Origin of the sequence: Candidatus Sulfotelmatobacter sp. (genome assembly GCA_035504415.1) — a bacterium.
Classification (GTDB): Bacteria; Vulcanimicrobiota; Vulcanimicrobiia; order Vulcanimicrobiales; family Vulcanimicrobiaceae; genus Vulcanimicrobium.
The window spans coordinates 268214-290692 of sequence record DATJRY010000012.1 but is presented as its reverse complement, the minus strand read 5'-3'; the positions used below and the strand labels follow the sequence as shown (position 1 = coordinate 290692).

Sequence of the window (22479 nt, the reverse complement as noted above, 5' to 3'; positions counted from 1 at the left end):
CGGGTCAATGCCCCCCGGCGAGCGCCCGGTCGACGTCGGCCTCGAGCCGTGTCAACGGAACCTCGCCGTTCTCGACCGCAACGATGCGACGATCGGCCCCGACGACGTAGATGGCCGGAAAGCTCGAGACGCCGTAGTCGAACGCGGCGTCGTAGAGCCCGTCGAAGCCGATCCGGTACGTGGTACGGAAGCGTTGCGCGAACGTGCGCAGGTCGGCATCGGTCAGCACCGAGGTGCGGTCGAAGCCGAACGGGCTGGCGGGAACCGCGATGACGTCGACGCGCGTCCCGTCGGCTTGCTGCAGCGCGTTCAGCACTGCGGTCATGCGCTGGCAATGCGGGCACCAGACCGCGAAGAACTCGACGACGTACGGCCGGCCGGTCGTCGTGCTGTCGAACGGACCGGCCGCCGTGGACTCCCGAATCGCCGGTGCGGTCGCGCCGACGGCGAGCTCGACGTCGCCCATGGCCGTGGCGCGCGCGAACGTGGCCGAGCCCAACGCGAGCGCGACGAGCAGACAGCGCGCGATCGCCGGAGCGTGCGGAAAACGAGTGCCGATCACGACGATCGCGATCCGTCCCGGGCGTACGGAGCTCCTGCCGTCAGCGGTGCGTCAACCCGCCGGGCGGCGCGTGCCTTCGATCTCTTGCGTGCGCAGCCAGGTCGTGCCGCCGTCGTCGGAGATCTCGCCGGTCCAAGAGAAGCGCTCGGCTTCGATCGAGACGAACGCCCAGCGCACGCGGCGTCCGGGCGGATCGGCGAGCGTCGCGTCGAGCACGATCCGTTCGTCGATCACCCGTCCGACGAACGGGAGGAGCACGTTGCGCGCGGGACAGATCCAGGTCGAGCGGAAGCCGTCGATCTTCGGATCGTAGAAGCGGATCGTCGTCCCGACGACGGCGGCGCCGTCGAAGGCCCAGATGTCGACGATCGCCAGGCCTTGCAGACCCCAGCCGAAGCGCACGTAGCCGGTGCCGTCGATCCGCTCGCCGCTGCCGCGATGGTGGACGTAGCAAAGGTCCCAGCTGCCGACGAGCGGTGCGAACGCCGCCATCGGTCCGGCCGCGGCGGCGGCCACGGTGTCACTGATGAGGTCGGCGGCGATTGCCGCCACGAGCGTCGTCATGCGCCGATCGTAGTCCGACTGCCGCGCCGGCGGCTTGGCGAATCTTGCGCGCTACCTAGCCGCGGAACGGCTCGCCCAGCGCGACGTGGCCGGCGGGACCGCCGACGCGGCCGCGCTCGACGTCGAAGGTGTGCGGCTTGCCGTCGTACGCGCGCAGCTCGCTCTGATAGGTGCCGTACTCCCACCAGAACTTGCCGTCGATCTTGTCGACGACGTCGCCCGTGCGCAGCCCCGCGCGGTAGGCCGGGCCGCCGGGCCGCACCAGCGCGCGCAGGTAGCCGTCGCTGGGCTTGAAGAGCACGTAGAAATAGGTCGGCGCCGGTTTGGCGGGATCGAACGCGAGCCCGTGCTGCAAGACTTCCGCGGCGTAGGCCGGCTGCTCGCGCATCCACGTGCGCAGGCGGAACAGCGCGGCGAGCGCGGCGTCGCGCACGTCGCCCTGGTTGTGCCACTGGTCGACGCTCCAGCCCGCGCAGTCGAGCAGCTCGACGCCGACGTCGACGCCCTCGTGCAGCAGCGGCGAGACCGTCACCCGCAGCGCGGCGGCGTAGGGTTTGACGGCGCAGTCGCTCGCCGACGGATCGCCGTCGATCGCGATCGCGCGATAACCCGACCAGCCGCGCGCGATCGCGGCCTGTATCAGGTGCGCGGCGATCCCGCCGTCGGGCGTGCCGTCTCCCAGCACCGCCAGCGTCCCGTTCGCCGTCACCGGCGCTTCGAGCCCGGCCGCGACCGTCGCGACGGCGACTTGCCAGGGCAGCGTCAGGCGCGTGATCCGTTCGACGGCGATGCCGGTGAAGTTCGCCACCCAGACGTTCTGCGTGTTGGTGGGGTCGCAGACGTTCTGCACCTGCACGACGCACATCACCGCCGCGACCAGCGCGACCGGGGGCAGCGCGTGCAGCGTGAGCAGCACCGTGTAGACGCCGATCCCCACGCCGTAGGGGTTGAGCGGGCCGCGGTAGAGCGCGAGCGGTGAGAGCAGCCCGAACAGGATCACGAAGCCGAGCGGCGAGCGCGGCGCGACGGCCGCGACCAGCGGCGCGACCGCGGCCTGCACTTGCGGCGTCTGCGCGGCGACCAGCAGCATCCCGATGCCGATCATCAGCACCGTCGCCGGCGCGACGTCCTCGATGCCGCGAATCCACGCGGCGACGAGCGTCTGGATCGCTTCGCGCGGACGCGTCACCAGCACGCCGTACACGGCGGCGACCGCGAAGCCGACGATCGCGTCCAACCCGAACCCGGCCAGCAGCACCAGCGGCAAGAGCGGCGTGATCAGCGCCCAGGGCGGCGCGCGACGGCGCGGCGGCGGCGCCGGCTCCAGCTTGGTGGCGTAGTCGCGTGCCGCGCGCCCGCGCACCAGCGCGTAGGCCAGCAGCGCGACCGCCTGCACGACGACCAGCACGAGGGCGAAGCTCTGGAACTGCGCCCGGTCGACGCCGAAGACCGTGCTGTAGAACCGCCACTGCGCGATGTTGAGAACGTAGCCGAGGCCGTACGCCAACAGGAACAGCGTCGCGGCGAGCGCGCGCGGCAGCCCGACGGTCAGCATCACCGGCAGCACGATCGTCCCGATCATGATGATCGCGCCCAGGCCGGTGACGGTCGTGAAGAGCACCGCGACCACCAGGCACAAGAGCAGCGCCAGCACCATCGGCCGGTCGCCGCCGAACTCGGCGGCGTAGGTCACCAGCGTCTCGGCGATCCCGGTCGAGAGGACGACGCGGCTGAGCAGCGCGCCGAAGAACAGCGTCGCGTAGACCGGCGCGAGCTTGACGGCGCCCTGCGTGAGCACGGTGGCCAGATCGGGTCCGATGCCGGCGGCGTGCGGCGCGTCGGCCAGCGCGACCGTCGCCAGCGCCATCAGCGGCACGGCGACCAGCGCCGGCAGCTTGCGCGCGATCATCAGCGCCGCCAGCGCGATGAAGACCAGGACGATGCCGACGCCGGTCAGCGCGCCGATGAGAGCACCTCGTTCCACGGCGGGAGCGGCTTGCCGGCCACCAAATCGTCACGCTCGACGGCATCGAGCGCGTCCGCGCAGCGCTGCGCGTTCGCCTCGGCCAGACGGTACTTCACCAGCACGCGCTGCAGGCCGGGCTCGGTACTCTCGGCGCGCCACGCGGCGGCATAGACGGGGACGAGCGCCGCCAGCGCGTCGCGCAGCTCCCAGCACTGGTACTTGGCGACGTTGAGGCTGCGTTCGGCACCGCTCGCGCCCGGCTGCGCCGCGCGCGTGCGCGCGTCGGCGTAGTAGCGCGGCGCCTCGCTCCCGATCTGCAGCCGGCGCGCCAGCTGATCGTAGCGCAGCGCGCCGAGCCGCATCGCGGCCAGCGCGCCGGCGTGCAGCGGCGGGCGCGCCGTCCACAGGTCGCTCAGGACGCGCTCGGCGCGGGTGCGCAACGCCGCCAGATCGATCTTCTGCACCGCCGTCTGTAACGCCGGATCGAACGGGTCGCGCCAGAACAGGTAATCCGGCGGGATGTCGGGGCCGGCGCGCAGCCCGTCGCGGATCGCCGCCAGCGCGTCGAGATCGGCGGCGTAGCGCGGATCGTCGCTGCCGAAGAACGCGCGCGCGAAGGTCGCATGCCAGGTGCGCGCGTCGACCGGCGCACGCTGCCACGCGCTGGCGGCGGCGTAGGCGACGGCCGGCCAAGTCGCCTCGTACAGGCTCTCGCCGTCGTCGTGCCAGACCGTCATGAACGTGCCGAGCACGCCGCGCGTCGTCTTCGCCTCGGCGACGAAGCGGCCGACGTTCGCGTACGCCGTCGTCAAGTCCGGATAGATCTCGTTCCAGTTGGCGGCGCCCGGCGCGATCATCTGCTCGAAGCCGGCGTTCGCGATCGTATCGAGGTACGTCCGGTACGTCGGCTCGGCCCCGTAGTGGAAGGAGACGATGACCAGATCGCGCGGGAGGAGCCGCAGGATCGTCGGGTCCTGCTGGACGGCGTCGTCCCAGATCATCGGACGCGAGCCGGCCGCGCGCACGACCTGCGCGACGCGGTTCACGTGGTCGGCGAAGACCTGCGGCGTGCGCGGCGTGCGACCGCGGCCGAGGTCGATCGGCTCATCGGCGCCGAGATGGACGAACGGTGTCGGCTCGGTCGCCGCCGTCACCTCGCGCAGCAGCGGCTCGAGATACGCGTAGGTGCGCGGATCGCTCTCGGCGATCAGATAGCCGTGCGGGAGCTCGGCCAGCGGCGCCAGCGACTCCCACTTGAGGTTCTCGTGCAGGTGCGCGAACGTCTGCTGCTCGGGGATCAGCGCGACATGGAAACCCCGCGCGTAGACGGCCAGCTCGTGCAGCTGCGCGGCGGTCCACCCGTTCGGCCACGCGACGTACGGATAGCGCGGATCGACCACGACCTGTTCCATGTACGGCGACCAGCCGTTGATCTTGAGCGACGCCAGCGTGCGAATGCGCTGCTTGGCGTACGCCATGGTCGGGAACGGCCCGCGCGAGACGTCGTCCGAGACGATGCGCCAGCGCATCGCCGGCGCGTCGTCGATCGCGACGCACGGCAAGGTCCAGCCTGCGCCGCGCCGCTCCGGCAATTGCGCCAGCGTCATCAGCGCGTCGAACTGCGCCTCGCCGCCGTTGGCGCCGATCGCGACGTGCGAATCGACGCGCAGCGTATAGACGCCCGGCACCCGCGAGACGACCGGGCGCAGCTCGACCTGCGCGGCCGCCGGCGCGACGCGCACCGGCGGCGCAATGCCGAGCGCCGTCCACCGTTCACGCAGAAGAGCGAACCCGCCCGGATCGACGTCGCGCGGTAGCCGGAGCGGGCGCGCGAGCGCGAACGGCCGCGGGCAGGCGGCCGGCGCCAGCCAGCGAGGCGCCGGCACCAACGCGGGCGCCGCCGACGCGCTCGTTGCCGTGAACAGGACGAACGCAGCGACCAAGAGCGAGCGCACGCACGCGGCTACACCATGGAATATCGCTCATCCTGGCAGTTAACTGGCAAGCTTTTCGGGCAGAACGTTCCGTATGAAGCTCTTCTCCCTCGCGCCGGCCGTCGCGCTCGGCGCCGCACTCATCGCCTACGGCGCGCCGGCGAGCGCGCAGCAATACAATCACCACCGCGGCTATACGCACACGACCGTCACGCGCAGCTATCACAGCGGCTATCGCTACGGTGGCACCTACAACGGCTATCGGCCCGGCTACTACGGCAACGGCTGGACCTACAGCGGCAACTACCACTACTGGCACCACCACCGCGCTTACTGGCGCAACGGGGCTTGGGGCTACTACGGCCCGTCCGGCCTCTGGATTTCGATCCCGCTGTAAGGGGTAGACCGGAACCAACGTCCACGCGGCGCGCGTGAGTGTAGCGCGCCGCCCCGCCCCTTTCCACGGCGCACGTATTGATGCGCCGGGGAAAGGTCTTTTTATTTGACCTCGGGCGTTGAAGGTGGACCCGCACCCTCTACCTCAGGCCTTGGACTACCGACGTCGCGGTTCGCGTCGCGCCCAGATTGCAGGGCCCAAGCGGGTACTTCCCGTCTAACATTGTCGGCGTACTTGATGAGCCGGTCGACCCAGGTTGTCTCAGGCATAAGATTTTCTCCTTATCAAGCGATTCAGGCTACATAGTCTTCGAAAATCGTGTCATAGCAGGCGGCGCGCACGCAGTGAGTCCGCATACTTGGCGAGCAACCTTGCTTCGTCGAAAACAACCTCTCCGGCGTCTGGCGTAAAGTAGGGCAGTTGGGGTGCAGCCGTTTCGATGTCGACCGTTTTCGGACTGCCGTCAGGCCCTTTTCGCTCGTCTTCTCCAACGGTGAAGAGATCCAAATACCGCGGTGGTGCTACGCCCCGAAAAGTGCGAAACAGAACCTTGTGCCTCGAGCGCACGTCTGGATCGACCTGAATCGAGTCTTCGTACAGACGCGAGACCCCACTCTTCGGATACGGAGCAAGGTAGACGACCTTCTTGATACCTGCTGCGACGATGTGTCTAGCACATTCATGGCAAGGAAAAACCGTGGCGTACATGGTCGTGCCCTTCGTGGCGACGCCTGCCCTGGCCGCATCAATGATTGCGGCTCCTTCTGCATGAACAGCGCGAATGTAGTCGATGTTGTCTTTAATTTTTGACTTCCTTAGCGGCGCGCTCCTCGCAAAGTAGAGCTCGTTTAGTCGATCAGTAGGATCCAGTGCGGCGTAGTAGTCATTGAGGGCACCCGAACCGGCTAATCGCTGGAGCGCGTCCGCTACCATTTCAGCCCTGAACTCATCGCTAGTATCACGTAGGCGATAGCTGCGGTCTCTGCCATGGTAGCGCTTATCGTCGGCGGCCCAATACTGGCCGCCTGTGATCGGCTTCGCTACCTCATTTGTGCCGACGCTCACTACGGACCCGTCATCGCGAAGGATCGCAGCTCCGATTTGACGGGCAAGTGATCCCGAGCGAGCTTGGGCTGCACGGGCCAAGAACATCCCCATCTCTTGCTTTGTGGGCGTGACATGCGGATCGCCAAATAGTAGTCGAAATAGGCGCTTGAGCGACCGCTCGATCTGGTATTCATCCTTGGTTGCGTCGACGATGAAGTCGCAAACGTAAAATGCATCCGAGGCTCTTTGCCCCAGATCATCCGGTGCCCGCGCATCTCGGTCGAGTAGCGCGTCAACGGCACGCTCCTGTCCTCTAGCTCTGAGGAGCAGAAACTCACGACGCTTCGCTGGCGGCGCATACAAAGCTATGGCTATGAATGCCGGCCCGTAAAGGCTCCGAAGGGTCTCTAGTTCATGCGGATGCTTTAGTGAATCAATAAGGTAGCACCGAGCGTCACCAGCTGCCATTGTGGGGCTCGACCGACTTGTCGAGTCGCGATGCTCATGGATCGCGAAGACCGCGGCAATTGCTACGGCGTCGCCTCGTCGATCTCCATGACTTGCCCAATCTGCGCGCATCTCGTCACCCGCGTCCATCAGAGCTTCCTTACGCTCCAGGTAGCTCTCCGCGTGTGGTTTTGGGCGGTTACGGTACTCCTCGATTATCTCGGTGGTATCGATTCGGACGAAATCGTATCGAGCATCTTTTACGCAGGTCTTGAACGCTTCGATCACCTTGTTCTTGTCGACGCCGAGGGGCGCGACGAGACCGAAAATCAATTCGCGACGGACTGGCTGCTGCTCAATAACAGGCGCAGCCACGTCTACACCCGGCCCAGTCATGTTCCGCTCGAATTGATCGCCCTTTGTTCTGCGTCCTAGCCAACGTCATCGCACATGAGACCTAAGAGGGAGGTTGCTGCTGTGAATTGCGTGGACAATGAGTCCGACTGTCGGCGTCGCCCCGGGGATAACTCTGTCGACAAATGTATTCTGCCTCAGCTCCGTGCCAGGTGTGTGGCACTACCTCAGTGTTCCACGAGACCCAGCCGGAGGGACAAACTTTCGTCGATAGAACGCGAGCGCCAATGCACCTGAGCCCTCTCGACATCGCGGTGATCGTCGGGTTCTTCGCGATCAACCTGGGCATCGGGCTCTGGTTCGCGCGCGGCAGCGGCCGCAGCGTCAGCGACTACTTCCTCTCGGGCCGGGCGGCGCCGTGGTGGCTGACCGGGACCTCGATGGTCGCCACGACCTTCGCGGTCGACACCCCGCTGGCGGTCACCGGCTTCGTCGCCGCCAACGGGATCGCCGGCAACTGGCTGTGGTGGAACATGGCCGCCAGCGGCATCCTGACGGTCTTCTTCTTCGCGGCACTGTGGCGGCGCTCGGGCGTGCTCACCGACGTCGAGTTCATCGAGCTGCGCTACGGCGGCGCGCCGGCGTCGTGGCTGCGAGGCGTGCGCGCCGTCTACCAGGGCGTGCTGGTCAACACGATCATCATGGGCTGGGTCAACCTGGCGATGGTGAAGATCCTCTCGCTGACGCTGAACGTGCCGACGCGGCCCGCGCTGTACATCTGCTTGGTGCTGACGGCGCTGTACGTGACGATCGGCGGCTTCTGGTCGGTGCTCGTCACCGATCTCTTGCAGTTCGTGGTGAAGATGGCGATGGCGATCGTGCTGGCGGTGGCGGCGGTGGTCGCCGTCGGCGGCATCCCCGGCCTCAAAGCGGGTCTCGCGGTCGTCGACGCGCACCGCGGCACGGGCGGCTCCATCCTCTCGTTCTTTCCGAGCGGCGGCGCGAGCAGCTGGATGCCCTTGACGACGTTCCTGGTGTTCGTCGGCGTGAGCTGGTGGGCGTCGTCGTATCCCGGCGCGGAGCCGGGCGGCGGTTCGTACATCGCGCAGCGCATCTTCGCCTCGCGCAGCGAGCGCGACGCCGTGTACGCGACGCTTTTCTTCAACGTCGCGCACTACGCGCTGCGCCCGTGGCCGTGGATCCTCGTCGCGCTGGCCGCGCTCGTCCTCTATCCGCACGGCGTCGTCGGCGCGGGCGGGGTCGTCGACCCCGAGCTCGGCTACGTGCAGGCGATGGTCGATCATTTGCCGGTCGCGCTGCGCGGGCTGATGATGGCCGGTTTCTTGGCGGCGTACATGTCGACGATCGGGACGCAGCTCAACCTCGGGGCGTCGTACCTGACCAACGACCTCTACCGGCGCTTCATCCGGCGCGACGCCGACGAGCGCCACTACGTCGGCGTCTCGCGTTGGATGACCGTGCTCGCGCTGGTGCTGGCCGCGATCGTCACCAACTTCATGTCCTCGGTCGGCGAGGCGTGGAAATACATGCTCACGCTGACGGCCGGCGTCGGACTGGTGATGATCCTGCGCTGGTACTGGTGGCGGATCAGCGCGTGGAGCGAGATCGCGGCGCTGGCGACCTCGGCCGTCGTCGGCAGCGCGTGCTATCTGTTGCCGTTCGTCGCCGGCGACGATCCCAACGCGACCGCGAAGCGCCTGTTGATCACGGTGGTGGCGACGACGATCGTCTGGCTCGCGGTCACGTTCCTCACCCGTCCCGAGTCCGAGTCGACGCTGGTGCGCTTCTACACGCGCGTCATGCCCAACGGCGCCGGCTGGGGACCGGTCGCGCGCCTCGTTCCCGGCACGTCCGAGGACCGGCTCGGCATCGCGCTCATCGATTGGATCGCCGGGCTGGGGCTGGTCTACGGCACGCTGTTCGGCATCGGCCGGCTCGTGCTGGGAGAGGTCGGTCCTGGTATCGCCTGGTGCCTGCTCGCGGCCGTTTGCGGCATCGTGATCGCACGCACGCTGCGCGCCGCGCCGCCACCGCGCGGGTAAGGGTCCTCATCGACCGAAACAGGTGAAGAGATGGGAATCCTCTTCGGGCTGATCGCCCTGGCCGCGCTCGGCGCCGCCGCCGGCTGCTGGGCGGTCTGGCGGCGCTGGACCGCGTCCCAGCACGAGCTGGCCCGCGTGCGCGCGACGTTCTCGCGCTACGTCGCGCCGTCGGTGGTCGACATGCTGCTCGAGCGCAACGACGAGCGGCTCTTCACCGGCCGTTCGACGCGCGCCACCGTCCTGGTCTGCCGCATCCGCAACTTCGCGCACTTCATCGAGCAGCTCAACCCCGAAGAGACGCTGCGTTACGTCAACGAGTTCTACGGGCTGACCGGCACGGCGATCCACCGTCATCGCGGCATCATCGAGACGTTCCTGGGCGACGGGATCGTCGCCGTGTTCGGCGCACCGATCGAAAACCCGACGCAAGAGGACGATGCGCTGCGCGCCGCACTCGACATCGTGCGCTACGTGGTCGGGATGCGCGACCGCTGGGCGCGCCAGGGACGGCGCCCGTTCACGGTCGGGATCGGCGTCAACACCGGCAACGTCATCGCCGGCGACACCGGCTTCCGCGACCGCCGCGAGTACGCCGTCGTCGGCACCGAAGCGACCTTCGCCCACCGGCTGCAAGAAGCGGCGTACGATCTCAACGCGTTCATCGTCGCCTCGCGCGCCACGTGCACCTCGCTCACCGACGAGTACAAGCTCGTTCCCGTCAGCGGCATTCCGTTGCCCGGCGTGCGCCGTCTGCTCGACGCGTTCGTCGTGCGCGGCCGCCGCAACGGCCCCGAACGCTTCACCGTCCCGGTCGACGCGCTGATCGAGACGACGATCCAGCCCGACGAGCCGGCCGCACCGGTCCCGCCGCCCGCCGTCGTCACCGCGCCGGCCGCCGTCGCGGGCGCCCCGGCCTCCTCGCCGCTGCCGCCACCGCCGCCGGCCGTGCGGCCGGCCCCCGAACCGCCGATCGCGCGGCCACGCCCGCGCCCGGCCGACGCGACGCCGCCGTTCCCCGAGCTGCGCCACTCCTGGCTGCTCGGCAACGACGACGCCGCCGGCCCGATCCTCCCCGAGCCCCCGCCCCCCAAAGCGACCTACGAGGACCGCCGCGGCACCATCGACCTCTGACCGCAGCTCGCGCTGCGCGACCTCAACCCACCGCGATCGCGGTGACCTCGAAGCGGCAGCCGTAGAGGAGCGGGCCGGAACCGAGGAAGGCGCGGGCCGGGAGGTCGTCGCTGAAATACGTCAGGTAGACTTCGTTGAAGGCGGCGAAGTGGGAGACGTCGGGCGCGTAGATCGTCACCATGACGAGCGCGTCCATCGTCAGACCGTCGAGCGCGAGCACCGCCCTGATGTCGTCGAGGATCTGCTTTGCTTCCTCGCGGACGTCGGCGTGCGGCTTGCGCGTGCGGGGATCCAGGCCGAGACGGCCCGCGACATAGACCGTGTCACCCGCGCGGACGGCGTCGCTGAACGGCCAGCGCGGCATCCCCTTGGGGAGCTGCTTGTCGGGAAGGTTCAGATACCGGCGTTCCATACAGGCGTCTCACGACGAGGCCGAGCGGCAATCCTTGCAGCACGAACGTCGCCAGCACGACGGCGAAGACCGCGTCGACCAGCACCCCGCGGTCCGGCGTCGTTTCCGGCAGCGAGAGCGCCAAGGCCAGCGGCAACGCGCCGCGTATCCCGGCCAGGAACACGGTGACGGCGGTGCGGGGCTCGCGCGCGATCGCCGCCGCGAGCAGCAGCCGCGCTGCCAGCACGACCAGCACCGCGGTCGCGATGAGGACCGGCGCGTCGAGCAGCCGCGTCAGCGGCACCACCAGGCCGGTCGCGATGAAGACCGCGGCGTTGGCGACGAAGGCGGCCGCGCTCCAGCAGCGGTCGACCGCCGCGGCGTTCTCGACCAGCGAGGCGCGGCGGCGGAGCATCGCGCGCAGCGCGATGGCGCTGGCCGCGGTGGCGAAGATTCCCGACCAGCCCAGCCGGTCGGCGGCGAGATACGCCAAGTACGCCTGCGCGAACGTCGCCGCGATCTCGTGCTCGGCATCGCCCGTCGCGCGCAGCACCAGACCCACCAGCGCCGCCGTGCCGATGCCGATCAGCGTGCCGCCGACGACCGCGACGACGCCGTGCGCGAGCGCGCCGACCGCCGAGAGCTGACCGCCGGCGACCAGCGTCAAGGCGATGCCGTACAGGACCACGGCGACCCCGTCGTTCGCCAGCGACTCGGCCTCCACCAAGGTCCGCACGCCGACCGGAACCGCGACGCTGCGGAACGTCGCGATCACCGCGACCGGATCGGTGGCGGAGACGATCGCTCCGAACAACAGCGCCGAGACGAACGAGAGCTGGTGCAGCATCACCAGCGCGCCGGCGATCGCGAAGGCGGTCAGGAGCGTGCCCGGAAACGCGAGCAGCGCGACGCGATTGGCCGCGCGGCGCAGCGCGTTCAAGTCGATCGTCCAGGCGGCCTCGAAGATCAACGGCGGCAGGAACACGAACAGCAGCGTCGGCCCGAACGCGAACGGCAGGTGCAGGTGCGCGATCGAGCCGGCGCAGACGCCGGCGACGACCAGCAGCACGGCAGCCGGGATGCGCACGCGCTCGGCCGCGATCGAGACGACCAGCGCGCCGGCCAGCAGCACCACGAACGCGGCGACCGCGCTTTGCGTCATCGCAAGAGGTCCGGCAGTACGGCCGACGCGCCGGCGCGGATCGACCGGTCGACCTGCGCGCTGAGCACCGTCTCTTCCGGATTGATCTCGACGACGTACGCGTCCGTGCAGCGCCGCGTCGCCAGCGACGCGGCGGGATGCACCAGTCCCGACGTGCCGACGACCAGCATGACGTCGGCACGCCGCGCGGCGGCGAACGCTTCCTCGAGCGCGGCGCGCGGCAACGGTTCCCCGAACCAGACGATGTCCGGCCGCCACCAGCCGCCGCACGCGTGCGCGAGCGTGTCGAGCGTCATCTCGTCGACCGGACGCCGCGCGTCGCACGCGGTGCAGCGCGCCTCGCGCAGCGCGCCGTGCAGCTCGAGCACGCGCCGCGAGCCGGCGCGATGGTGCAGCGAGTCGACGTTCTGCGTGATCAGCGTGAAGTCGGACGCGCGCGCCTCGAAGGCCGCCAGCGCGCGGTGCGCCGCCGACGGCTCGACGTCCGCGTGGGCACGGCGTCGCTCGAGATACCACGTCCAGACCAACACCGGATCGCTCGCGAAGCCGTCCGGTGAGGCCAACTGCTCGACGCGGTGCGTGCGCCACAGACCGCCGACGCCGCGAAACGTCGGCAAGCCGCTCTCCGCGGAGATTCCCGACCCGGTCAGGACGGCAATCGAGCGGGCGTTGGCGAGCCGAGCACGCAGTTCGTCAAGATCGTGCACCGAGCGCGGTTCGATCCCATCCGCCGCCCCACCCGCGCCGTTGACTCCAGGTGACCGCACGGAGGACGCGAAGCCCCGCCCGATGGATCCGGGAGTCCGCTTGATGGAGCGGGTGCGCGCGCGCGACGACGCCGCGTTCGAAGCGCTCTATGATGCCTACCACCGGCTCGTGTTCGGCATCGGATTGCGCATGCTCGGCGATCCGACCATGGCGGAAGACGTCACGCAAACCGTGTTCTTGAAGATTTGGAGCGCGCCCGACGCGTTCCGCGGCGGCTCGTTCGTCGCATGGGTCTCGCGCGTCACGCGCAATCGCGCCCTCGACGTGCTGCGTTCGCGCTCGGCCCGTCCCGAGAGCGAGATTCCGGCCGATTTGCCGCTCGACGGCGCGCTCGAGGACGACGTGTTCGCGCGCCTGGACGCGCAGCGGCTGCGTGACGCGCTGGCCACGCTGCCGGCCGACCAGCGCAGCTTGATCGAGCAAGGTTTCTTCGGCGGCGTCACCCACAGTGAGCTGGCGCAGCGCACCGATACGCCGCTGGGCACGGTCAAGACGCGCATCCGCACGGGGCTGCAGCGCCTGCGGCGCGCGCTGGGCGAGGAGGTGTCGTGATGGACGGCACGGCGCGCGAGAAGATGCTCGAGCTGGTCGCGCTCTACGCGCTCGGCGTGCTGCCGCGCGAGGACGCGGCCCTGGTAGCGGCCTTCATCGCCAACGACGACGAAGCGCGAGCGGAGTACCTGGACCTGCGCGCCGCGGCCGACGCGCTCGCCTTGACCGCGGACGAACCGGTCGACTCGGCGCGCACGGCGCGCATGAAGGAACGCCTGATGGCGCGGGTGCGCGCCGGCGTCCCGGCCGACGGGTCGATCGCGCGGCGGCGGTTCGCTCCGACCCCGGCCTGGTTCGTAGGCGCCGGACTCCTGACCGCGGCGGCCGTGATCTTCTCGCTCGTGACCGTCACGCAAGACGTCTCGCTGCGCGGCGACCTGGCCGCGGCGCAGCGCCGCGCGACGACCCTGCAAACGCAGATGGCACAAGGCGAGCGCACCAGCGCGCGCACCCGCGACGATCTCACCCAGACGCTGACCGACCTGGTGTCGCCCGACGCGCGGCACTATGAGGTCGCACAGGGGACCGTCGTCGTGCGCGGCCAGCACATCTACTTCGCGCTCTCGAAGCTGCCGGCGCTGCCGCGTGGCCACGTCTACCAGGCCTGGACGGCGGCCAAGGGGTCGGCGGTGATGCAGCCCAGCATCACGTTCACTCCCAACGGCAGCGGCGTCGCGGTGGTCGCCCTGCCGGTCGACGCGCAGAAGGTCGGGACCGTGGCGGTCAGCGTCGAACCGGAGGGCGGGAGCAAGGCCCCGACCACGACTCCCACCTTCGTCCGTCCGCTCACCTGACACCCTGCTCGAGCCGCTCACCCGGGCCGCACGCCGCGACGCGATCGCGTACGCCGCGCGCCGTCCGTACGAAAACGTTTTCCTCCAGTGGGTGCTCGAAGGCGGCCACGGCTCCGCCGCGCTCGACGAGATCGTGCTCAACCGCGACTTTCGCGGCCGCGTCACGGGCCTGGCATACTTCGGCATGCAGCTGGTGATCGCGGCGGACGACGACGCCGCCATCGACGCGATCGCCGTCGAGGCACGCAAGCACCGCGCGCTGCGCAGCTTCGTCGGGCCCAAGGACGCCGTCGACGGCCTCTGGCAGCGGGTGCGCGTCTGGCACGCGCAGCCGGCGATCGTGCGCGCCGAACAGCCGCTGTACGTGCTCTCGCCCGAGACGCTCGCCGACGAGCCCGACGTCGACGTGCGGCATGCGCGCGAGGACGAGGCGCTGCTGATCGCGGACCACAGCGGGGCGATGATCCTGGGCGAGCTCGGCTACGACCCGCGCGTGAACGGCGGCTACACGGCCGGCGTGCGGCGCGCGATCGCACACGGTATCTGGTGGGTGTGGATCGACGCGCAGGGGGAGTTGCGCTTCCAGTGCAACGTCGGGCCGCGCACCCGAGCCACCGCGCAGATTCAGGGCGTGTGGACGCCGCCCGACCGCCGCGGTCACGGCTACGCGTCGCTGGCGCTGGCCGCGATCGCACGCCGTCTGTTCGCCACGGAGGCCACGCTCTCGCTCTACGTCAACGATTTCAACACCGCGGCGATCGCGCTCTACGAACGACTCGGCTTCACCCGGGTCGGCACGTTCGCGACGTACTTGTTTCCGTGACGCGCGCCTTCGCGCTCGACGCGCTGGCCGTCGTCTTGGCCGCGCTCGCCGTCGCGCTTCCGCTCCCGCGCGGATGGGTCGAGCACGCCTACGCCAACGGGCTGTTCGCGGCGATGAACCAGTTCTTCGTGCCGCTGACCAATCGGGTACCGTTCGCGGTCGGCGACGTCGAGCTGGTGCTGGTCGCCCTCGCCCTGGTTTGGGGCTGGGTGCGCGGGCTGCGCGGCGCACCGGCCGGCCGGCGTCGCGCGACCGCCGCCGCGCTGCTGGCGCACACGCTGGGCTGGGCCGCGTTGGGCGTGTGTCTGTTCGAAGTCTTGTGGGGCTGGAACTACCGGCGGGAGACCGTCGCCGCGCGGGTCGCGTACGACGAGCGGCGCGTGACGCCGGCCGCGGTGCATGCCTTCAGCGAACGGATCGTCGGCATCCTCAACGGCGAGGTCGCGGCCGCGCACCGCGAGACGCTCGACCAGGCGAAGCTGCGCGCCGCGTGGGCACCGATCGTCGCGCGCCTGGGCGACCGCTGGGACGTCGTCGTCTCCAACCCCAAAACGACGATCATCCAGCGCTACTACGAAGCGGCGGGGATCGGCGGCCAGTACCAGCCGCTCTCGTTCGAGACGTACCTGAACTCGTCGTTCTTGCCGTTCGAGGTGCCGCGCGCGCTGGCGCACGAGTGGTCGCACGTCGCCGGCTTCACCGACGAAGGCGACGCGAACTTCATCGGGACGCTGGCCTGCCTGCGCTCCGACGATCCGCTGATCCGGTACTCGGGCGCGTTCTGGACCTACGGCGATCTCCCCGAGGACGAACGCCGGCGGCTGCATCTCGACCCGCGGGTGGTGGCCGACTTCCGGGCCAGCAACGCGCGCTTCCTCGCCGGCTACATGCCGCAGATCTTCGCCGTCCAGTGGCGCTTCTACGATTCGTACCTGCGCACGAACGGGGTGCGCGGGGGCGTCGCGTCCTACGGGTACTTTCTGCGCCTGCTGGTTGGCACGTCCCTGGACGCGGACGGCCTGCCGGTGCTACGATCCCCCCTGCTATGATCGAACGGGTGAGTTCCCATTGGTGGCTGTTCCTCATTCGGGGACTGCTGGCGCTGGCGCTGGGGCTGGCCATGCCCTGGTTCCCGCTCGCGTCGCTGTTCGCGATCGCGATCTTGTTCGGCGCCTACGCCTTCGTGGACGGGATCGTCGCGATCGCAGCCGCGATCCGCATGAATCACGTCGACGCCTCGTGGTGGTGGCTGCTGCTCGAGGGCGTGCTCGGGATCGCGGTCGGGCTGATCACGTTCTTCTATCCCGGCCTGACGATCGTGTCGCTGGCGTACCTGCTGGGCGCCTGGGCCATCGTGACGGGTATCCTGGGGATCATCTCGGCCTTCCGGCTGCACATGGCGCTGCCGAGCGAAATCCTGTGGATCATCCTGGGCGCGCTCTCGGTCGTGTTCGGCTTCATCGTCTTCGCCTCGCCGCTCTACGGCGCGCTGGCACTCGTCTGGATGATCAGCATCTACGCGATCTTCGCGGGGCTGGTCTTCCTGGGGCTGGCCTTCCGCCTGCGGGGGCTCACGACCGGACCCAGCGGAACCGTCCGGCCGACGACGTAGGGCTCGGCCGTCGTCGGCGGGAACCACGACGGTCCCCGCTCCCCGTCTGGGGTCCACCAGTGACGTGATCGTAGATACCGGCTCGCAGACCGGCGGCGACCAGCGCGACCGTTCCCTCATCGGTGAGGTCGCGGTGCTGCTCGCGGCCGATCGGACTCCACGCGAAACGTTCGCGTCTCTGTGCGAGCTGCTCACGCGCGTCATCGACGTGAGCGTCTGCTTCATCGCCGTGCGCAGCGGCGCGGCGCTGCGCATCGAGTACGTGCACGATCACGGCCAAACGCGACCCGACCCCGCCATCGTCATCGAGCGCGGCGGCCGATCGTGGGAGACGTTGCGCAGCGGGCGCTCGCAGCTCTTCCGCACCGTCGAGGACTGGGCGGCGATCGCGCGCCAGCCGCTCAACAAAGCCCAGCCGTGGACCGACGACAGCGTCTCGGCGATCTTCGTTCCGATCCAAGCCGGCGGCGACCGCATCGGGGTGCTCTCGGTGCAGAGCACTCGCGAGTACGCCTATGACGAGAACGACGTCTCGCTGCTCGAGGCGATCGGCCGCTACTTGGCGATCGCGATCCGCAATCAGCGCCTGTTCGCGCGCCTCCAGCGGGTCGCCGAGGTCGACCCGCTCACCGGGCTCGCCAACCATTCGACGGTGCTGCGCACGATCGACGAGCGGCTGAGCGCGCTCGACGGCGACGCGCTGGGCATCATCCTGCTCGACATCACCAACTTCGGGCGCATCAACGACGTCTACGGCTCGCGCGTCGGCGACCGCGTCCTCGACGCGCTGGCCGAGCAGTTGGCCTCGCTCGCCGATCGCGACACCGTCGTCGGCCGCTTCGGGGGCGATGACTTCGTCATCGTCGCGACGCGACCCGATCGTGCCGCGCTGGCACGACTCGTCGACGACGTCGGCGCGCGTACGCACGATCTCTCCTTCCGCGGCCACGACGACATGATCCCGATCCTGGTCAACCGCGGTTGGGTCAGCGCGCCCGACGAGGGAACGACGCGCTCCGACTTGCTCGCGCTGGCCGACCTGCGGCTGCGGTTGAGCTTGGAGCACGGCGGCATGGCGGTCGGCGAAAGCGTTTCGCCGCTGGTGCGCTTCGGCAACTTCGGCGACGTCGAGCCGCTGGTCGAGTGCGCGCTGCTGCGCGATCCGTACACGCGCATGCACCTCTTGCACGTCAATCACATCGCGCATGCCTGGGCGCCGCGCCTGGAGCTGGGCGCGCTGTACGAGACGTTCGTGCGCGCGGCGCTGCTGCACGACATCGGCAAGCTGCTCGTCCCCGAACAGTTGCTGCTCAAGCCCGCGCGGCTCGAACCGCACGAGTACCGCACGATGCAGCGCCACGCGGACTATGGCCGCTCCATCCTCAGCGACTACCCGGGATTCGAGGACGTCGCGCGCATCATCGGGCAGCACCACGAGCGCTGGGACGGGCACGGGTATCCCAACGGCGTCGCCGGCGAGCGCATCGACCGCTTGGCACGCGCCGTCAGCGTCATCGACGCGTTCTCGGCGATGACGATCGACCGGCCGTACCACCGCGCGATCTCCGAGCGCGAAGCGCTGCTCGAGCTCGAGCGCTGCGCGGGAAGCCAGTTCGACGCCGAGATGGTCCGCTCGTTCTGCGCGCTGCGGCGCGGCGAGACCGCTTAGGCCAGCGCCGGCGCGAGCCGCCGCGCGTTCTCGCCGGTGATCGCGCGCAGCGTCGCGGGATCGAGGCCGAGCGCGCGCAGCCCGCGCAGATCGCCGTCCCAGGCGTGCGGGATGTTCGGATAGTCGGTGCCGAGCACGATCTGCGTCGCGACCCGTTCGAGCGCGCGGGCGTCGAAGGCACGGCGCATCGGGGACTCCGGCGCGAACACCATCGTCGTGTCCAGGAACAGCCGCGGCTCGGTCGACGCCATCGCGAGATAACGCTCGGAATCGGGGACACCGAAGTGCGCGACCACGACGCGCAACCGCGGATGCGCGTCCAGGACGCGCGCGATCCGCGCCGGGCCGTCGTCGGTCTGGTCGGACCACGGGATGTGGCCGACGTGCACCAAGACGAAGCCGTCGGCCGCGGCAACCTCCGCCAGCGACCCGGCCAGTCGCGGATCGTCCAGGTGCACCCGTTGCACGTCCTCGTGGACCTTGAGCCCGATGCAGCCCGCGCCGAGCGCCAGCCGTGCGTCCGCGGTCGGGTCGGGATCGTCGGGGTGGACGGTGGCCAGTGCCCAGCCGACGCCGGCCAGCTCGCGTGCGGTCGCCGCAAGCCAAGCATTGAGCTCGGCGGCCATGCCCGGCTTGTGCGCGTACGAACAGAAGACGAAGCGATCCACGCCGTGATCGCGCAGCGCCGCCGCGACGACCGCCGGGTCGGTCGGGTGATCGATGACCCACGGGCTGCGCTCGGCGAACCATCGGCGGATCGCGGCGTAGAGGCGCGGGGGATGCAGGTGAACGTGGACATCGATCATGGCGGGGTCCAAATCCTTAACGCAGCGTAGCAGCTCGGTCGCCAGGAACGGGGCGCCGAAAGGCGCACCTCCCGTAAGCGATGGAAGCAGCGAAGAACGCCGGGACGCGTCGTCTCCCAGGGTGGGTCACTTTCACGGGCTTGGCCGTGGTACACCTCGGTGCACTGTGCGCCTTCATTCCCGGCACGTTCCGCTGGAGTTCGGTGGCGGTCGCACTCGGACTCTACTACGCGACCGGCGCCTGGGGCATCTGCCTGGGCTACCACCGGCTGCTGACGCATCGCAGCTTGCGCTTGCCGAAGGTCGTCGAGTATGCGACCGCGGTGCTGGGCGTGCTGGCGCTGCAAGGCGGCCCGATCGAATGGATCGCGACGCATCGCGCGCACCACGCGCACACCGACAAGGAAGGCGATCCGCACGACATTCATCGCGGCCTGCTGTGGAGCCATTTCGAGTGGCTCTTCATGCCGAACGACGCGATGCTCTCGCCGGCCGAACAAACGCGGCTCGCGCCGGATCTCGCCGGCGATCGCGTCTATCGTTTCCTCGAGAAAACATATCTGTTGTGGCAGATCGTCCTGGGTCTGGTGCTGTTCGCGTTCGGCGGCTGGTCGCTCGTGATCTGGGGTGTGTTCGTGCGCTGCGCGGTGACCTATCACATCACGTGGCTCGTCAACAGCGCCGCGCACCACAACGGCTACCAGAGCTTCCGCACGGGCGACGAGTCGACCAACAACTGGTGGGTCGCGATCCTGGCGTGGGGCGAGGGCTGGCACAACAACCACCACGCGTTCCCGTTCTCGGCACGCCACGGGCTGCGCTGGTTCGAGATCGACACCACCTGGTGGACGATCAAGGTGCTGGCCTGGCTGAAGATCGCCCGCGACGTCAAGCTGCCGACCCCGGCCATGCTGCAGCGCTTGCAGCTGCGGTCCCGCCGCCGCCAAAGCGCCTAACACTCCTTCGCTCAGAGAGCGAGGCGGCAACCACCTGCCTTTTATAGACAGGTGAGCGCCGGCGTGGTATCAGGAAAGAACCTTCTTTCGTGGTATACCAATGCACGAAAGAGGACTTTTTGGGCTGACTTGCCGCGTGAAAGGGCTCCTCGACGATGATTGGACGCGCTCTCTTCCTCGGATGCTTCCTCGTTGCCGGTCTGGGCCTGGCGGCCTGCGGCACCGGCGGCGGACCGACCCCGCCACCCGGTAGCCAAACGCCCAAGACGCCGACGATCGACGGCAGCGGGCTCGCGCTCCTGACGACCGCCGTCGTTCCCGGCCTCACGGTGGGCGGCAGCTTCTCGTACGACATCGGCGCGGTCGATACGACCGCCGGCAACTACTATCTCTCGGACCGCACCAACAAAGCGCTCGACGTCATGAACCTGCAATCGTACGTCGTGCAGCAGGCGAAGGTCGGCTATGCGGGCGCGAGTCCGGCCGGCAACCCCTACTCCGGGCCCGACGGCGACACGCCCCTGCCCAACACCGGACTCGTCTACACCGGCGACGTCAACAGCGTGAAAATCGTCAACTCCGCGAACCTCTCGCTGGTCAAGGACATCGTCACCGGCAACGCGGGGCTGCGCACCGACGAAGGCTGCTACGATCCTGACGACGGCCTGATGATGTTCGTCAACGGCGAGAACTCGCCGCCGTACGCGAACTTCATCTCGACCAGCTCGCAGTCGGTCGTCAGCGTGTTCACCTTCTCCGGCCCGCAATTCGGTGCCGGCGAGGTCGGCCTCGACGCCTGCGTGTACGACCACAACACGAAGAACTTTTACGTCAACAACGACGGTACGACGACGAACCCGTACGGCGAGCTCGACGTCATCCCCGCCGCCAGCGTCGTTGCCGGTGCGCCGGTGGTGAGCGCGCAGTACGACGAAGGCAGCGGCGCGCAAGGCGGCGCGACGAACGACTGCAACCCCTCCGGGATCAACCTCAATCCGAACAACGACGCGCTGGTCATCGCGTGCGACACCAACGCCGGTAATCCGCAGCTCACCCTCATCATGAGCGCGACGACCGGCGCGGTGCTGGCGAGCATCACCGGCGTGGGCGGCTCGGACGAAGCGGCGTACGATCCGAAGCTCAACCGGTTCTACGTCGCCGCGCGCGACATGACTGCCAACGGCATCTCGCAGACCGGCTCGGCCACCGCGACGTTCACACCGGTGCTCGGCATCATCGACGCCTCCAGCTTCGCGTGGATCGCCAACGTGCCGACCGGCAAAGGCTCGCACTCGGTGGCGGTCGACCCGGCCAACGGCTACGTCTACGTCCCCGTCCCGCCGACGACGTCCTCGGCCGGCGGGATCGACGTCTTCTACCCGCACTGACCGCACCTCGAGCGGGCTCGCCGGCGCGGCGAGCCCGCTACGGGTGGAAGCGCTGCACGTAGTCGCCGCCACCGTTGCGGTCGGACCACACGGCGAAGACGTCGTGGCTGACCGGATCGACGGCGTCGGTGTGCACGCCGGCGGCGACCGGCGTCGTGTCGAGCACCCGCGGCGCGCCGTGCGGATCCAGCGCGAGGCGCGTGATCCCGCCGTCGCCCGCGCACGCCAGCACGTGCTGCGTGCGGTCCAGGTCGCACTGGTCGAAGCGCGGCGTCGTCACCTTCCCCAGCAGCGTGCCGTCGGGGCGGTAGGCCGCCATCACGCCGTTCGTGCCGCCGGCGACGATCTCGTCGAAAGCGGGATCGAACTGCAGCGGATGGTTGCCGGTCAGGACGCTGGTCGGGAACGTCCGTTTGACCGCCAGCGTCGTGGGGTCGATCACCGCGATCTCGGCGAGGTCGGAGATGTTCTGGTAGACCTCGTGCGTGCGCGGATCGACGGCGAGGTACTCGGGCTTGTGACCCGGTATCGCGATCGTCTTCGCCAGCGTGAAGCTCGCCGCGTCGATGACGAAGATGCGCGTACCGTCGTCCTCGTCGGCGTAGATGCGATGCATGGCCGGATCGTACGCGATCGCGTCGGGGACGGCGACCGTGCGCAGCACCTTGAGCGCGACCGGATCGACTTCCGCCACCGTGGCGTCGTCGCCGTCGCCGGTGAAGACGTGGCCGTCGACCGGGTTCACCGCCACCCCGTGCATCGGTCCGGTCCGTACTTGGCCGACGACCTTCCCGCTATCGGCGTCGACCACGAGCAGCGCTCGCGAGCCGGTGTGCGCGGCATAGACGCGCCGGCGCTGCGCGTCGACGGTGACGTAGTCGAAGCCGCTGAAAACGGGGACGGTTTGCGGCGGCGCGGCGGGTATCAGCACAAAGAACTCTCACAAGGGTATCCGGCCGAGCGCGCGTGGCGGGAACGTGTCGGAATCGAACCGACCAGCCGCCTTGCGACGGCCTCACCGGTTTTGAAGACCGGGCGAGCCACCAGACCCGTACGCTCCCACGCGCCGGGGGCGAGCCTTTCGGACCCGGTC

The 22479-nt window shown here is 69.2% G+C and carries 21 protein-coding genes and 1 tRNA gene; 11 read left to right on the top strand and 11 right to left on the bottom strand.

Annotation, left to right across the window (positions count from 1 at the left end; all coding sequences use genetic code 11):
• Positions 1–4 precede the first annotated feature (4 nt).
• The 4 genes from VMD91_11095 to VMD91_11080 are packed head-to-tail and all read right to left on the bottom strand — an operon-like array spanning position 5 to position 5047.
• On the bottom strand, positions 5–562 hold the full coding sequence (locus VMD91_11095; protein HTW84606.1) for a TlpA family protein disulfide reductase: 558 nt from the start codon (positions 560–562) through the stop codon (positions 5–7).
• A 51-nt stretch (positions 563–613) separates the two neighbouring features.
• Entirely contained in the window at positions 614–1126 is a 513-nt protein-coding gene (locus VMD91_11090) for a hypothetical protein (GenBank protein HTW84605.1), read from the bottom strand.
• 55 nt (positions 1127–1181) lie between these two features.
• The gene (locus VMD91_11085; protein HTW84604.1) at positions 1182–3110 is read right to left on the bottom strand and encodes a PDZ domain-containing protein; all 1929 of its coding nucleotides are present in this window, start codon (positions 3108–3110) and stop codon (positions 1182–1184) included.
• Positions 3080–5047 (bottom strand): family 20 glycosylhydrolase, encoded by a 1968-nt coding sequence (locus tag VMD91_11080; GenBank protein HTW84603.1) that lies wholly within the window; start codon positions 5045–5047, stop codon positions 3080–3082. The genes VMD91_11085 and VMD91_11080 overlap by 31 nt, the downstream gene beginning before the upstream one ends.
• A gap of 73 nt (positions 5048–5120) precedes the next feature.
• On the opposite strand from VMD91_11080, the gene VMD91_11075 reads away from it, so the two are divergent.
• Positions 5121–5423, top strand: coding sequence for a hypothetical protein (locus VMD91_11075; GenBank protein ID HTW84602.1), 303 nt, complete (start codon positions 5121–5123; stop codon positions 5421–5423).
• Between the two features lie 321 nt (positions 5424–5744).
• Here VMD91_11075 and VMD91_11070 read toward each other — a convergent pair whose 3' ends face one another.
• A complete protein-coding gene (locus VMD91_11070; GenBank protein HTW84601.1) occupies positions 5745–7292 on the bottom strand; it encodes a deaminase in 1548 nt (515 codons plus the stop codon).
• A 266-nt stretch (positions 7293–7558) separates the two neighbouring features.
• Between VMD91_11070 and VMD91_11065 the strand changes: the two genes are divergently transcribed.
• Together VMD91_11065 and VMD91_11060 are read left to right on the top strand one after the other, a co-directional pair.
• Complete coding sequence (locus VMD91_11065; GenBank protein ID HTW84600.1) at positions 7559–9334, top strand: sodium:solute symporter family protein; 1776 nt, start codon at positions 7559–7561, stop codon at positions 9332–9334.
• 30 nt (positions 9335–9364) lie between these two features.
• Complete coding sequence (locus VMD91_11060) at positions 9365–10465, top strand: adenylate/guanylate cyclase domain-containing protein (GenBank protein HTW84599.1); 1101 nt, start codon at positions 9365–9367, stop codon at positions 10463–10465.
• Between the two features lie 22 nt (positions 10466–10487).
• Here VMD91_11060 and VMD91_11055 read toward each other — a convergent pair whose 3' ends face one another.
• Genes VMD91_11055 through VMD91_11045 form a run of 3 tightly spaced genes read right to left on the bottom strand, consistent with a single transcriptional unit; the run spans position 10488 to position 12725 of the window.
• Positions 10488–10829, bottom strand: coding sequence for a Rid family hydrolase (locus tag VMD91_11055; protein HTW84598.1), 342 nt, complete (start codon positions 10827–10829; stop codon positions 10488–10490).
• Positions 10789–12018: a cation:proton antiporter gene (locus VMD91_11050; protein HTW84597.1), complete on the bottom strand. Its 1230-nt coding sequence runs from the start codon at positions 12016–12018 to the stop codon at positions 10789–10791. The genes VMD91_11055 and VMD91_11050 overlap by 41 nt, the downstream gene beginning before the upstream one ends.
• Complete coding sequence (locus tag VMD91_11045; GenBank protein ID HTW84596.1) at positions 12015–12725, bottom strand: NAD-dependent deacylase; 711 nt, start codon at positions 12723–12725, stop codon at positions 12015–12017. Before VMD91_11045 ends, VMD91_11050 begins: the two co-directional genes overlap by 4 nt.
• 82 nt (positions 12726–12807) lie before the next feature.
• On the opposite strand from VMD91_11045, the gene VMD91_11040 reads away from it, so the two are divergent.
• From VMD91_11040 to VMD91_11015, 6 genes are all read left to right on the top strand, one after another.
• Positions 12808–13338: a sigma-70 family RNA polymerase sigma factor gene (locus tag VMD91_11040; GenBank protein ID HTW84595.1), complete on the top strand. Its 531-nt coding sequence runs from the start codon at positions 12808–12810 to the stop codon at positions 13336–13338.
• Positions 13338–14132, top strand: coding sequence for an anti-sigma factor (locus tag VMD91_11035; protein ID HTW84594.1), 795 nt, complete (start codon positions 13338–13340; stop codon positions 14130–14132). The genes VMD91_11040 and VMD91_11035 overlap by 1 nt, the downstream gene beginning before the upstream one ends.
• Before the next feature lie 91 nt (positions 14133–14223).
• Positions 14224–14955 carry a GNAT family N-acetyltransferase gene (locus VMD91_11030; GenBank protein HTW84593.1) on the top strand — a complete coding sequence of 244 codons (732 nt, stop codon included), beginning with the start codon at positions 14224–14226 and terminating at the stop codon, positions 14953–14955.
• Positions 14952–16004: a DUF3810 family protein gene (locus VMD91_11025; protein HTW84592.1), complete on the top strand. Its 1053-nt coding sequence runs from the start codon at positions 14952–14954 to the stop codon at positions 16002–16004. Before VMD91_11030 ends, VMD91_11025 begins: the two co-directional genes overlap by 4 nt.
• The gene (locus VMD91_11020; protein HTW84591.1) at positions 16001–16567 is read left to right on the top strand and encodes an HdeD family acid-resistance protein; all 567 of its coding nucleotides are present in this window, start codon (positions 16001–16003) and stop codon (positions 16565–16567) included. Before VMD91_11025 ends, VMD91_11020 begins: the two co-directional genes overlap by 4 nt.
• A gap of 64 nt (positions 16568–16631) precedes the next feature.
• A complete protein-coding gene (locus tag VMD91_11015) occupies positions 16632–18236 on the top strand; it encodes an HD domain-containing phosphohydrolase (GenBank protein HTW84590.1) in 1605 nt (534 codons plus the stop codon).
• On the opposite strand, the gene VMD91_11010 is transcribed toward VMD91_11015, so the two are convergent.
• The gene (locus VMD91_11010; GenBank protein ID HTW84589.1) at positions 18233–19042 is read right to left on the bottom strand and encodes an amidohydrolase family protein; all 810 of its coding nucleotides are present in this window, start codon (positions 19040–19042) and stop codon (positions 18233–18235) included. The genes VMD91_11015 and VMD91_11010 overlap by 4 nt on opposite strands.
• A gap of 146 nt (positions 19043–19188) precedes the next feature.
• On the opposite strand from VMD91_11010, the gene VMD91_11005 reads away from it, so the two are divergent.
• A complete protein-coding gene (locus tag VMD91_11005) occupies positions 19189–19998 on the top strand; it encodes a fatty acid desaturase (GenBank protein HTW84588.1) in 810 nt (269 codons plus the stop codon).
• A 155-nt stretch (positions 19999–20153) separates the two neighbouring features.
• Positions 20154–21386 carry a hypothetical protein gene (locus VMD91_11000; GenBank protein ID HTW84587.1) on the top strand — a complete coding sequence of 411 codons (1233 nt, stop codon included), beginning with the start codon at positions 20154–20156 and terminating at the stop codon, positions 21384–21386.
• A gap of 37 nt (positions 21387–21423) precedes the next feature.
• On the opposite strand, the gene VMD91_10995 is transcribed toward VMD91_11000, so the two are convergent.
• A complete protein-coding gene (locus VMD91_10995) occupies positions 21424–22317 on the bottom strand; it encodes a YncE family protein (GenBank protein ID HTW84586.1) in 894 nt (297 codons plus the stop codon).
• A gap of 36 nt (positions 22318–22353) precedes the next feature.
• Positions 22354–22447 (bottom strand) — tRNA-Sec (locus VMD91_10990).
• Positions 22448–22479: the final 32 nt, after the last annotated feature.

Bases quoted from the DNA above. Each gene is read 5' to 3' on its own strand.
- VMD91_11090 (HTW84605.1), bottom strand. From the start codon at position 1,126: ATGACGACGCTCGTGGCGGCAATCGCCGCCGACCTCATCAGTGACACC.
- VMD91_11075 (HTW84602.1), top strand. From the start codon at position 5,121: ATGAAGCTCTTCTCCCTCGCGCCGGCCGTCGCGCTCGGCGCCGCACTC.
- VMD91_11065 (HTW84600.1), top strand. From the start codon at position 7,559: ATGCACCTGAGCCCTCTCGACATCGCGGTGATCGTCGGGTTCTTCGCG.
- VMD91_11060 (HTW84599.1), top strand. From the start codon at position 9,365: ATGGGAATCCTCTTCGGGCTGATCGCCCTGGCCGCGCTCGGCGCCGCC.
- VMD91_11055 (HTW84598.1), bottom strand. From the start codon at position 10,829: ATGCCGCGCTGGCCGTTCAGCGACGCCGTCCGCGCGGGTGACACGGTC.
- VMD91_11050 (HTW84597.1), bottom strand. From the start codon at position 12,018: ATGACGCAAAGCGCGGTCGCCGCGTTCGTGGTGCTGCTGGCCGGCGCG.
- VMD91_11040 (HTW84595.1), top strand. From the start codon at position 12,808: ATGGATCCGGGAGTCCGCTTGATGGAGCGGGTGCGCGCGCGCGACGAC.
- VMD91_11035 (HTW84594.1), top strand. From the start codon at position 13,338: ATGGACGGCACGGCGCGCGAGAAGATGCTCGAGCTGGTCGCGCTCTAC.
- VMD91_11020 (HTW84591.1), top strand. From the start codon at position 16,001: ATGATCGAACGGGTGAGTTCCCATTGGTGGCTGTTCCTCATTCGGGGA.
- VMD91_11010 (HTW84589.1), bottom strand. From the start codon at position 19,042: ATGATCGATGTCCACGTTCACCTGCATCCCCCGCGCCTCTACGCCGCG.
- VMD91_11000 (HTW84587.1), top strand. From the start codon at position 20,154: ATGATTGGACGCGCTCTCTTCCTCGGATGCTTCCTCGTTGCCGGTCTG.